The sequence below is a fragment of the Leuconostoc carnosum genome, from assembly GCF_007954525.1.
GTDB lineage: Bacteria > Bacillota > Bacilli > Lactobacillales > Lactobacillaceae > Leuconostoc > Leuconostoc carnosum.
In genome coordinates, this window is sequence record NZ_CP042374.1 from 19,852 (window position 1) to 32,685 (window position 12,834).

The following is a 12,834-nucleotide window of genomic DNA, read 5'->3' on the forward strand; positions in this document are numbered from 1 at the left end:
ATAAATTTACGACAAAAAAGGAAATGAATTATGAAACATGAGTGGCATCAAAAGGTAGCTAACTACTTTGAATACATTTTGAATATATTAATTATTCTAATTGGTATTGTTCTTTTTGGTTTTTTGTTGAGAGAAGTTTATAATTTGGCTCATCTATTGCTCACCGTTAATGATGTGCGTGACCATTTTACTGAGATCACAGAATCAACATTGGCTGTTTTCTTGTTTTTTGAGTTTGTGAGTTTGGTAAGAGAATACTTTGTTAAAGACGCACATATTAGTATGGAAAGTTTTTTGTATATTGGCATAACAGCATTGATTCGTGCTATTTTGGTATATCATGATCAAACTAATAAAACAGTTTTGCTGTCGACTGCTATTTTAATCTTAGTTATTGCGTTAACAACTTATAGATTTCTTAGTGCAAAAACAAAGCAACTTAATAAGGAAAACAACGATATTGATGAGTCAATATAGTGTAATCCAGTCTTAAAAACACGATAGATTGTGTTTGTTACTATGATTCATCTGTTTCAATAAATTTTATGGAGGAAATGCGCTGTTAGTTTCAAGAGACGTTAATAGCGCTTAAAAAATTATGTCAAAAAAAATTGTTGTACTTGGTAGTTTGAATGTTGATAATATTATGAAAATGCCGCGTATGCCATTAGTTGGGGAAACAATGGCTTTAACCGATGTTAGTACTGCTCCTGGTGGTAAAGGTGCAAACCAAGCTGTTGCTGCAGCACGTCAAGGGGCAGATGTATCATTTATTGGGGCTGTTGGGAATGACACCAACGGACAATTTATGCGCACAACATTACTTGCCAATGGGATAAATGTCGATTCTGTCATGACAAATGGTGATGTACCAACTGGTTCAGCTTATATCATGTTACAAGATAATGGGGCCAATACCATTTTAATTCATGGTGGTTCAAATCAAGCATTGACAATTTCTGATTTAAACGAGGAATTAATTGCTAGTGCAGATACACTGATTGCACAATTTGAAGTGCCACTAGATGTCATTACGGTGGCTTTTAAGATTGCTAAAAATAATAATGTCCAGACAATACTCAATCCAGCACCTGCTGTTTACGAATTAACACCGGAATTAACAGCTGTGACTGATATCATTTTACCAAATGAAACTGAGGCACAATTATTAACAGGATTGACAGTTGAGAATACGGAAGAGATCCTTAATCAAGTCAGTGATGCGTTATTAGAAAAGGGCGTACCACGTAGTATTATCACATTAGGAGATGCAGGATCTTTTATTGCTGATGGGAGTCATCGTTGGTGGCAAAAGCCAATTAAAGTGACTGCAGAAGATACAACTGCTGCGGGTGATACTTTTATTGGCACATTGGCCAGTGTTTTGGCACCTGATTTTAGTAACCTTGATGAAGCTGTACATCGCGCAAGTACTGCAAGTGCAATAGCTGTCACAAGGCAGGGAGCGATCCCTTCTATTCCAACACGTATTGAGGTTGATAGTTATTGATGGTTAAATTACCTGAGGATTTTAAAATAAAATATGAACGCTTATTAGGTAAAGAAAGTCACGCATTTTTTCAAGCTTTTGAGCAACCTATTCAAAAAGGTTATCGGATCAATTCATTAAAAAGTAATGCCAATTTGAGTGACACAATAGATGAGGGGCAGGTGCCTTATGGTAAATGGGGGCATTTTGGACAAGTATTTGGCCATTCAATTGATCATGTGACGGGTGTTGTGTACTCGCAAGAGCCCTCCGCTCAGTTTGTAGCCGAGGTATTGCATCCGAATCCCGGGGAACGTGTCTTAGACTTGGCAGCTGCACCAGGTGGCAAATCAACGCATTTGGCTGCTTTTATGCAACAAGATGGGTTGTTATGGTCGAATGAAATATTTATGAGCCGCGCAAAAATATTAAGTGAAAATATTGAGCGTATTGGTGTACAAAATGCCATAGTGTCATCACAAACACCAGCTGAATTAAGTCAACAATTACCACAGTTTTTTGATAAAATTTTGTTAGATGCGCCATGTTCCGGTGAGGGAATGTTTCGCAAAAATGCAATAGCAGTCACACAATGGCATCATGATTTTCCACAAGAACTGGCTGACTTACAACAAGAAATCTTACGTGAAGCAGTTAAAATGTTGCGTCCTGGTGGTGAACTTGTCTATTCAACTTGTACTTTTTCACCCGAAGAAGATGAACAAATGATTGCTTGGTTGTTGCAAGAATATCCAGATTTTACTGTAGAAACTATTGCTAAAACAAGTGGTAGTCATATTAGTGATGGTCACCCAGAGTGGGCAGATAAGCAATACACAGATGGTGTAACAACAGAAAGTCGCACGGCTACACAGATTGAATTAAAAAAGACAGCACGTTTATGGCCGCAAAAGCTGAACGGTGAAGGCCATTTTGTGGCAAAACTTAAACTATCAGAACATGCGATACCAACGCCTCAAACGATTCAAGATCTCAAGCCGCAAGTGCTTGATCGAGATCGTCAAGAAATTTTAAATGCATTTATTGAAGAAACAATGCGTGATTTTTCAGTTTTGGGGCGTCAGTGGGTGTTATTTGGTGAGCGTCTTTACTTGGCGCCGAATGATACACCAGACATATCCAAAATGAAAATACTTCGCCTTGGATTAGAGATGGGGACCTTTAAAAAGAAACGTTTTGAGCCTGCACATGCTTTAGCGTTAGCATTACGTCCAAAACAATTTAAGCAATATTATGAACTATCTCATGATGATTGGGCAAAATTTGTCCATGGGGATGTGATTCGTCCGGATAGTAGGTTCGAAAAAGGTTGGATACTGTTGATAGCCAATGGTAATGGTGTTGGCTGGGGTCGTTATGTAGATGGTCAGATAAAAAATTTTTTTCCAAAAGGGCTACGTTTTGTTGTTAAGCCAAACGATAACACACTATCAAATGACAATTATTAAATATTGTTAGTTTGTCAATCCCATAAAAAGGGCTTGTCGATAATCTTAAACACCGTATAATTATATCTTGTGCTGTAGCTGGCTGTTATCTAATAATGATAGTGATATGGTATTTCAAGTTATAATTATAAGGGAGATAAGAATGAAAAAATCTGTTAAAATTGCAGCAAGTATTGCTGCTGTATTAGTTATTGGTGGCGGTGTTTATGCTAGTGTGAATAAAAATACTAAAAATTCAGCTGATAAAACAAACGTGGCAAAGCTAGGTCTTGTTTTGGACGTTGGTGGTGTTGATGATCATTCATTTAACCAATCAGCCTGGGAAGGTGCTAAAAGCTATGCAACAGCTAATAAAATAAAAGCTGGACAAAATGCACCAGTAACCTATTTTAGTGCCACAGATCGTACGGATTTGGATCAAAATTTTAATTTAGCAACAAAAAAAGATGCATATACAATTGTTTATGGCATCGGTTATTCATTAAACCAATCCATCCAAAAATCTGCTAAGTTAAACCCTAAACAGAAATTTGTACTAGTTGATGATATTGTATCAAATCATAAAAATGTGGCCTCAGTGATGTTTCGATCAGAGCAATCATCATATTTGGCGGGTGTAGCTGCTGCTACAAAAGCAAAAGAAAATGGCGAAAAATCAGTTGGCTTTATCGGAGGCATTCATGGTAATATCATCGATGCTTTTGATGCAGGCTTTGAAGCAGGTGTAAAGGCAACAGAACCATCGTTACAAATTAAAAAACAATATGCCAATTCATTTACTGATTCAGCCAAAGGGAAGACAATAGCAGCAACAATGTATGCTTCAGGTACGCGTACAATTTTTGCTGCAGCTGGTTTCGTTGGTAACGGTGCATTTGCTGAAGCTAAAGCTGAGAATAGTAAGTTAACCGCCGATTCAAAGGATCGGTTATATATCATTGGTGTTGACCGTGACCAAAAATCTGATGGCAACTATACATCAAAAGATGGGAAAAAGGTCACATCAACATTAGCTTCATCAATCACTTCGGTTGGTGATGGTGTTAAAAATATCGCTGATACTTACAACAAAGACAAGAGTTTCCCTGGTGGGAAAACAATTGCTTATGGTTTAAAAGAAAAAGGTGTTTATTTAACTGAGTCAGAATTAAGTGCATCACAAATGAATGTTGTGAAGCAGGCGGAAAAAGCGATTATAGATGGCACAATCAAAGTGCCTAATCATCCTAAGGGTTCTGCATTTAACCAAAACTTCTAATATTTTAAATGAGAGCGCCACTGTCGTGGTGCTTTTTTGGTATAATTAAAATGAAGTACATTTTAGGAGGAAGCTTGTTTAGACGGTTAGCATAATATATTGTTAATGATTAAATAAGCAAATAATATGGCATTTGATAAACAGGTTACAATCCCTAGTGATGGTACATATAAATTAAGTGAAAACATTAAAAAATACACCCTAGGCGATTTAGGATTTGTGACGAATCCTGCAGGCGTGCATGTTTTACACCGTGCATTGGAACCAGAAAAAGCACTTAATAATGCAATTCAGCTAAAAATATCAATTAATCGTGAATTGACAGGGTTCAAGATCAGCACAGTATCCGCTGGTGATGTGGTTCGTGTGGATATTTTTAAAAATAAGAATGCTGATGAAATCGTTACATTATACCGTTTTTTTATGGATGAATTGATGACACGTGGTGTACTAGAGAGGGTTAACAATGACTAAATTTTATTTCGTCCGTCATGGACAAACTGAATGGAACCTTGAACGTCGGTTTCAAGGTGGCAGTGGTGATTCAAATCTTTTGCCATCTAGTTATAGTGATATGCAAAAGGTGGGGCAATATTTGAAGCATGTAACATTTGCACGTGTGTTTTCGTCGCCTTTGCGCCGAGCTGAAATTACTGCAACAAATATTATACGTTCTCTAGATTATGAAGGTCCTTTATCGCTACGTTCGAATATTGTCGAAGTCAATTTAGGAGATTGGGAGGGTGAATTAGTAGCCAATGTCAAGTTGAAATATAAAGAAGCATTTCATAATTATCGTGAAAATTTGGATGCCTTTGAAGGTCAGGATTTTGGTGGTGAAGGCTACACGAAAGCTGCCCAACGTTTTACGCGTTTTATTAAAAATATTGCTCAGCATTATCCGGATGACAATATCTTAGTCGTGTCACACGGCATGGAATTATCATTTGGGATCAATGATTTGTTGCAACAGCCACGAATGAGTATTCGTGAACGTGGTGGCTTGAGTAATACATCAACAACTATCTTATCAACTCAAGATGGTCAACATTTTAAAATTGACGATTGGAATAATACGACGTACCTCAATAAAAAACAGGATGACTCGACAACCATTTAATGGTGTCTTGCTGATTACTGGCACTTTAATATATGGCATATCAGGAACAACAATTAGAAAAAATTACTGGGACGTTGCAAAACGTCATTTTTGCGTCCAGTGATTCGTATTTTAAAATATTATCTATTCAAATTGATGATTCAACATTAGAAGATTGGGACGAACCAGAAATTATTGCAACAGGTACTTTTGCCGACGTACAAGAAGGTAGTGTTTATGCTTTTTATGGTAATGTTGTGCGTCACCCTAAATATGGGAAACAGCTTAAAGTAGAACGTTATGAAAATGAATTACCACCAGATGAAAATGGTTTGATTAAGTATTTTGCTAGCGGACAATTTTCTGGTATTGGTCAAAAAACTGCAGAAAAAATTGTCGATCATTTAGGATTAAACGCAGTCAATCTAATCTTGGATGACACTAGTATTTTGGATGGTATTGTTAAAGAATCACAAGCTAAGAAGCTAGCGCGGACATTACAGTTAAATCTAGGATTAGAACGTTTGTTTCAGGTTGGAAATCAGTTTGGAATTGGTGCTGATATTGCAGGACGGTTGTTTGATCAATATGGGAATGAGGCACAAGATATTCTAACGCAAGATCCTTTTCGTTTGGTTTTTGAGTTTGATGGTATTTCTTTTAAAACTGCTGATCAAATTGGCCATAAAATTGGAATTAATCGTGATGATAAACGACGCTTACAAGCAGCAGTGTATGCAACAATTATGAACGTTAGTTTTCAACATGGTCATACTTATTTAACGCGCCAACAGTTGCAACAAACAAGTATCCACATGCTTCGTGATAATAGTATGTCAAATGAAGTTGAATTAGCAATTGATACATTGCTTGACAACGAGACACTTGTAGCTGATGACGATCGCTTATATACAGCAAGTTTGTATGCGGCGGAAAAATCGGTGGCTCATGATTTAAAACGTTTATTACAAGCTAAGAATCCACTTGATTTAACTGAAAATGATATTTGTGATGCGTTTGTTACACCAGGGAATATGACTTTGGATGATATGCAACGACAAGCAATTCAATTAGGGTTAAGTGCGCAGGTGTTTGTATTGACTGGTGGTCCGGGTACTGGTAAAACTACCATTGTGCGTTCTATTGTTGCAACATGGCACCAATTATTGAAGGATCGTGTTAAATTTGCAGACGATGCTAAGGCGTTCTTGAAAACCTATGCTGTTAAAATGGCTTCTCCCACAGGACGTGCAGCTAAGCGGATGACAGAGGTGACCGGTTATGAAGCGACAACAATTCATCGTTTACTAGGCATCGCTGATTTAGATGAACCTGAATTTAATATTGATAATCCACTGGCTGGGGGCTTGATGATTATTGATGAAGCATCAATGTTAGATATTGAGTTAACTGCGAAACTGTTAGCAGCAGTGCCTAATGGTATGAAGTTAATCATCGTTGGTGATTCGGACCAGTTACCATCAGTAGGACCAGGCAACGTTTTAGCTGACTTAGTGAATAGTGGTGTCATAGCGCATGCTGAATTAGAAATCATCTATCGTCAAGGTCGAGGTAGCAGTATTACCGCGCTTGCACAACATATCAAGCAAGGCGAATTGCCGTCAGATTTCTTAAATAATCAGTTAGATCGCTCAGCATTTATGGTAGCCCCTGAACAAGCGGATGCTGCCATAAAGCAAGTTATAGAGGCAGCTGTTAAAAAAGGTTATACACAGGATGACCTGCAAATTCTAACGCCAATGTATAAAACACCAGTTGGAGTGAATGCTTTAAATACTATGGCGCAAGCACTTTTTAATCCCAGTCGTCCAACACAAAAATCTTTGCAGTTTGGCACAACTATTTTTCGTCAAGGGGACAAAGTATTGCAACTCGAAAATGACAGTGAGCGTGATGTTTTTAATGGTGATATGGGTAAAATTGTTGTTGTGGAATATAAAAATGATAAGGGTAATAGTGATCATGAAGATCGGTTAGTTGTTGATTTTGATGGGAAAGAATTACCTTATCCAAAGAAAAATCTGAATCAATTAACTTTAGCTTATGCGACAACTGTTCACAAAGCGCAAGGCAATGAATTTAAGTTGGTGATTATGGCATTAACCACACATTTTGGATTAATGCTGAATCGTAATTTACTTTACACTGGGATTACTCGTGCCAAAGAAGCACTCATCTTAGTAGGAGAATATGCAGCCTTTAGCCGAGCGGCACAAACTGCTGTCCCAACACGCTTAACATTTTTAAAAGAACGTTTGCAGATTGATGGGCCGCGTCAAGAAATAGACACAGTACCTAAAAAACATAACAATAAAGCGATTATTGATCATCAGTTAACGATAGAGATGGTGATGACTGGCGCTATTGACCCATTAATTGGGCTAGATGGGCTGACACCTTATGATTTCATGCCAAATATCAAATAGCCTGTTATAATGAATTAAGAAGACAAACGGAGTGAAAATCATGACAAGCCCTGATTACCAACTATTCAGCCTGGGGAGTAATCCAGGTTTAGCAACTGAGATTGCTAGCATTTTAGATACAAATCTAGCACCTATAGATGTGAGACAATTTGCAGATAACGAAATTTACGAACGTATTGAACATACTGTACGTGGTCGTGATGTTTACGTTGTTCAAGGTATTTCTGATCCTGTAAATGATAATTTTATGAAACTAATGATTTTTATTGATGCAGCTCGCCGAGCATCTGCTAATACGATCAATGTTGTACTACCCTATTTTGGGTATGCACGGTCGGATCGCAAAGCGCGGTCACGTGAACCAATATCAGCTCGGTTAATTGCCAATATTTTAGAATCACAGGGTGTTAAACGTGTGATTACAATGGATCTGCATGCCGAACAGGTGCAAGGTTTTTTTGATATTCCAGTTGATCATTTAATATCAATGCCAACGTTGGGTCATCATTTCTATGAAAATAACTTGTTAGGTGATGATTTAGTTGTCGTGGCACCAGATCATTCAAGTGTTGGCCGTGCACGTAAGTTTGCTAAATTATTGCATGCTGAGTGGGCGGTTGTTGATCGTCGCACAGACAATGTATCACCACATGCTCCGTATGCAATTACTGGTGATGTTACTGGGAAAAGAGCAATTTTGGTTGATGATATTATTGATACTGGATCGAGTATGGTCCTTGCGGCTGAAGCATTAGCGGCGGCAGGCGTATCAACTATTTATGCTGTTGCGCCACACGCGGTATTATCAGATAATGCTGTTAAGCGGTTAGAATCATCGGTAATTGAATATATTTTGGTTACTAACACGATTGAAGTCCCTGAAAACAAGAGATTCAGTCGCCTTAAACAGGTTTCAGTCGCACCGATGTTTGCCGAAGCAATACGCCGCGTTAATGCGTTTGAAAGTATTGAAAGTATCATGAAAAGTCCTGATAATTTGGATGTCATATTATGAAAGAAATTGAGTTAACAGCGTTATTATCCCCGGAATGGGGAATAGTTGAGAATCACTTTATTACAACACAATTTGGCGCTAGTGTCATATGTCATACTGTTGATGTGAGTAAAATACAGTTAGCTTTTGACGCTGAGTATGATGGCTTGTCTTTTGAAGTACAAATTAATCATGGTGTATGGACAGAATATGTCGTTATTGATAAAAAACTGACTATTGACATACGAGGACATGAAGCAGATATTTGTATTATATTACGCACATGGCGTACTGATAGTTTGAATTTCTGGCAACATCCTGTCACTCTAACAACATTATTAGTGGATCAGGGTATTGTTACGCCAGTCAATTCGAACCTCCCTTATATAACGTTTGTGGGAGATTCAATTACAGCTGGTGAAAGTATGGATGTCAATGGACACCATCCAGAATTAAGTTACCCTTTATTAGTCGCTGAGGCCTTAAAAAAGCCCTTAAATCGTATTGCATATGGCGGAACAGGATTAACAGCTAGTGCGCCTTTTCAGCAACCAACAGCGGTTGAAGCACTTTGGCATGTCGCTGATAATGTTATTCGGCCACGTGTGGTAACTGATTTGGTTATTATTAATTATGGCACGAATGATTTTAATTATGGCGCCACCCAAGAAGCTTTCGCCTTTGGTTTGCGAATTTATCTACTTGAATTGATAAAACGCTTTCATTCTGCTAAAATGGTTTTGTTAATACCATTTAGTGGTGCTTTCGAGACAATCTATCAACGGGAAATCAAACGTTTTGATAATTTTGTTATTCTGGATACATCACATTGGCAAATTGATAACGAACGCGTTCATCCGCTGATGGCTGATCACCAGCGGATCGCAGAACTAATTTTGAAAGGATTATAATCATGGTTTATGCAGCAGATGACAATCGTTATGAGAAATTGCCTTATCGCCGAGTGAGTGATTCTGGTTTGATTTTACCAGCTGTTTCATTTGGTTTGTGGCGGAATCTGGGAGATCAGATGCCACTTGAAAATTCAAAAAAGGTTATTTTAAAAGCTTTTGATCAAGGTGTGTTTAGTTTTGACAATGCATCGAATTATGGACCAAGTAATGGTACTGCAGAGGAAACATTTGGTCAGGTATATCGTCATGATTTAAAACCTTATCGTGATGAGTTAGTTATTACCACCAAGGCCGGGTACCATATGTGGCCAGGACCATTGGGAGAATTTTCTGGTAAAAAAACACTAGTTGCCGCACTTGATATGAGCTTGCAGCGCATGGGATTAGACTATGTTGATATCTTTTATGCGCATCGTTGGGATCCAAACACACGTTTAGAAGAAACGGCACAGGCACTTGATTTAATTGTTAAGCAGGGGAAGGCGTTGTACGTCGGGGTTTCAAACTACACTGCAGAGCAAACGGCAGCAATTGCTAAAATATTTGATCGACTTGGTACGCCTTTTATTGGTAATCAGGTATCATATAATATGTTGAATCGTGGCGTGGAGAAAGATGACTTATTATCTGTGTTAGATAATAATCATGCTGGATTAATTGCATATGGGCCATTAGCAGAAGGTTTGTTGACTGATCGTTATTTGGATGCTATCCCAGAAGATTATCCAATTCACCGTACAAATGCCTTCTTGTTTGAAGATGGCAAAGAAAAATTAGTTTCAAAATTAAATGCTTTAAATCAAATTGCGATGGCTCGTGGTCAAAAATTGTCACAAATGGCACTTGCTTGGTTGTTAAAAGATCAGCGTGTGGCTAGTGTAGTTATTGGGGCAAGTAAAGTTGAACATTTGCTTGATAACCTGGCATTTAGCGATAATATGTCATTTAGTGATGATGAGTTAGTACAAATTGAAAAAGTATTAAAACAGTAGAAACAATGTACAAGCCAGTGCGGTTTGTATCGTACATAAGTTATATTTTTATGAATCGTGGGGATGCTAGTAAATTGATGATGTTTGATAAAATTGGGTCGTGAATATGGTATTATCATTTATGTTGTCCGCGAAAATTGATGTTAAAGAATTGCCATCTCATTTAGGCGGGCAGTTGCTTTTCTATATGCTTTTTTTCATAGTAATATTTTTTCTCGGTGTATTATATCAACTGTTCATTAAAGGCATACAGAAAAGGGTAATGAACAAGCGTAATGTCATTTACAACGCATTAATTACTGGCTGTTTAGGTCTTCTTGTGGTAATAGGTGGTACATTTTTTTATGAAAATAATATTGGTGGTGTAAAAGATGCCATACTTCAACCAATCAATCAACATGAACGGTCACTTGCGAATAAAAAAAGTCGTCTTGATAAAACTGAAGTAACTACCATTAAAAAAATGGTCATGAGGAATGCTGTTAAAGGGTTAAAAAAACAAGGATTTGTAGCTATTCCAAGCCAAAATATTTTATTGCCAATTTATAATGATGCTTACTCAGATAAAGGTTTAAATGCTGGTGCTAATTATGCTAATCATTCAGAAACCGACCCAACTGGTGAAGACGAACCTGTTATGGGAAAGGGTAATTATGGGTTAGCTGCTCATAATTTTAACGATGGACGTACTGGTTTTAGTGCTTTACAACAGTCGATTAATCATGATAATCCCTATTTAGTTAATGGTAAGTTAAAAGGTTCATCTTGGATGAACGATACCACTGTACTCATGGCCAATGAGTACGGCATTTATCGATATATGGTTACGGGTCAAGAAACCGTTGAATCCTCACAAGTAGCCATTTTAAATCCAACAGTACAACCCGAATTAACAATTATTAGTTGCCTTTTCCCATCAACTCAATATCGCATTATTACACATGCACATCTGGTTAAATCGTATGCATGGCAAGAAGCACCTAAAAGTGATATCAGTGAATTTAATTTAAAAATTCGTTCTACTAATGCCCGTGTTAATTGGTGGAATCCAGGCATTGAAGAAGGCGTTAATGGCGATGCTGGTGGTACGAAATAGTCATATATTCAACCCTATAAAAAACACGCACTGTTTTAAAAGTGCGTGTTTTTTATAGGGGTTGAATCCAAGTATTTTGAGCGCCAGATTTCGTTAGTGCATTGGCAATGGTAACTGCATCATTATTATTTTGAGCTAAAGCAAACATCGCGCCACCAATACCGGCACCAGTTAATTTAGCACCGAGGGCACCGGCATGCATGGCAGCATTAACGAGATTGTCAAGTTTAGGATGAGAAACGCCTAATGACTGTAATTCATGATGTGCTGCAGTGAATAACATACCGGCGTGTTTTGGATTGTTTTGTGATAAATCAGTCCGAACTTTTTCAGCAATATGACCTAGATGTTCAATTTTATTCCAAGTACGATTATAGTCTGTTTCAAGCTGATTTTTTACAATGCTAATGGCATGCATTGTTTGACCATGAATACCAGTATCAGCAATGACTAAAGTACCGGTTAGTAACATGCTAAAGGGTGTCATTTCCTCATTTTTAACAAACCAAATTGGATCATTGGAGCTAACTGTAGCAGCATCTAATCCAGAAGCTGAGCCGTGAGAAATGCCTTCTTCAATGTCGGTGAAATAGCGTAACTCATCAGCTGTCAATGACTCATCCATATAATTAAAAAAAGATTTAATTATTGCAGTGGCAAAAGCTGCAGAAGCACCAAATCCACGTTCTTGTGGGATATTAGTATCAATAGCTAGTGTAAATGGCGTGACTTGAAGATGAAATTTATTTAGCAATCGTAATATTAACTGTCGTAAACCTTCAACATTTGCGCCTAGTTCACTTCGATCACCATGAAAGTTACTACTTTCAATGGTTTGTCCGCGAAAAGCGGGGCGTAATGTTGCAGTTACGGTAAGGTTAGTTAAGGGGATAGCTATGGCAGGTTGCCCATAGACAACGGCGTGTTCGCCGATTAAAATTACTTTAGCATGGGCTTTACCCACACCAATCGTTTGACTAATCATGTTTTTTCTCCAAATATCCTATACTATTGTACCGCAAAGTAATAAATAGTGTAAAATAATAAGAGAATTGTGATGTTAACTTTGCTTGAAA

At 37.6% G+C, this 12,834-nt stretch carries 12 protein-coding genes; 11 read left to right on the forward strand and 1 reads right to left on the reverse strand.

Going from position 1 to position 12,834, the window contains the following annotated elements:
- Window positions 1-30: 30 nt before the first annotated feature.
- From FGL89_RS00075 to FGL89_RS00125, 11 genes are all read left to right on the forward strand, one after another.
- The gene (locus FGL89_RS00075) at window positions 31-477 is read left to right on the forward strand and encodes a phosphate-starvation-inducible protein PsiE (protein WP_014974493.1); all 447 of its coding nucleotides are present in this window, start codon (window positions 31-33) and stop codon (window positions 475-477) included.
- A gap of 121 nt (window positions 478-598) precedes the next feature.
- Window positions 599-1,510, forward strand: a complete 912-nt coding sequence (rbsK, locus tag FGL89_RS00080) for a ribokinase (RefSeq protein ID WP_014974492.1) — start codon at window positions 599-601, stop codon at window positions 1,508-1,510.
- Window positions 1,510-2,958 (forward strand): RsmF rRNA methyltransferase first C-terminal domain-containing protein, encoded by a 1,449-nt coding sequence (locus FGL89_RS00085; protein WP_014974491.1) that lies wholly within the window; start codon window positions 1,510-1,512, stop codon window positions 2,956-2,958. Before rbsK ends, FGL89_RS00085 begins: the two co-directional genes overlap by 1 nt.
- 142 nt (window positions 2,959-3,100) lie before the next feature.
- A complete protein-coding gene (locus tag FGL89_RS00090; protein ID WP_014974490.1) occupies window positions 3,101-4,216 on the forward strand; it encodes a BMP family lipoprotein in 1,116 nt (371 codons plus the stop codon).
- A gap of 126 nt (window positions 4,217-4,342) precedes the next feature.
- Entirely contained in the window at window positions 4,343-4,690 is a 348-nt protein-coding gene (locus FGL89_RS00095) for a cysteine desulfurase (RefSeq protein ID WP_014974489.1), read from the forward strand.
- On the forward strand, window positions 4,683-5,336 hold the full coding sequence (locus tag FGL89_RS00100; protein WP_014974488.1) for a histidine phosphatase family protein: 654 nt from the start codon (window positions 4,683-4,685) through the stop codon (window positions 5,334-5,336). Before FGL89_RS00095 ends, FGL89_RS00100 begins: the two co-directional genes overlap by 8 nt.
- A gap of 32 nt (window positions 5,337-5,368) precedes the next feature.
- Window positions 5,369-7,762, forward strand: a complete 2,394-nt coding sequence (gene recD2 / locus FGL89_RS00105; RefSeq protein ID WP_014974487.1) for an SF1B family DNA helicase RecD2 — start codon at window positions 5,369-5,371, stop codon at window positions 7,760-7,762.
- Window positions 7,763-7,802: 40 nt separating this feature from the next.
- Complete coding sequence (locus tag FGL89_RS00110; protein ID WP_014974486.1) at window positions 7,803-8,777, forward strand: ribose-phosphate diphosphokinase; 975 nt, start codon at window positions 7,803-7,805, stop codon at window positions 8,775-8,777.
- On the forward strand, window positions 8,774-9,667 hold the full coding sequence (locus tag FGL89_RS00115; protein ID WP_014974485.1) for a GDSL-type esterase/lipase family protein: 894 nt from the start codon (window positions 8,774-8,776) through the stop codon (window positions 9,665-9,667). Before FGL89_RS00110 ends, FGL89_RS00115 begins: the two co-directional genes overlap by 4 nt.
- A gap of 2 nt (window positions 9,668-9,669) precedes the next feature.
- A complete protein-coding gene (locus tag FGL89_RS00120) occupies window positions 9,670-10,662 on the forward strand; it encodes an aldo/keto reductase (protein WP_014974484.1) in 993 nt (330 codons plus the stop codon).
- 262 nt (window positions 10,663-10,924) lie between these two features.
- Window positions 10,925-11,758 (forward strand): class A sortase, encoded by an 834-nt coding sequence (locus FGL89_RS00125; RefSeq protein ID WP_014974483.1) that lies wholly within the window; start codon window positions 10,925-10,927, stop codon window positions 11,756-11,758.
- A 52-nt stretch (window positions 11,759-11,810) separates the two neighbouring features.
- Here the strand turns inward: FGL89_RS00125 and mvk are convergent, their stop codons facing one another.
- On the reverse strand, window positions 11,811-12,743 hold the full coding sequence (gene mvk / locus FGL89_RS00130; protein ID WP_147000250.1) for a mevalonate kinase: 933 nt from the start codon (window positions 12,741-12,743) through the stop codon (window positions 11,811-11,813).
- Between the last annotated feature and the right edge of the window lie 91 nt (window positions 12,744-12,834).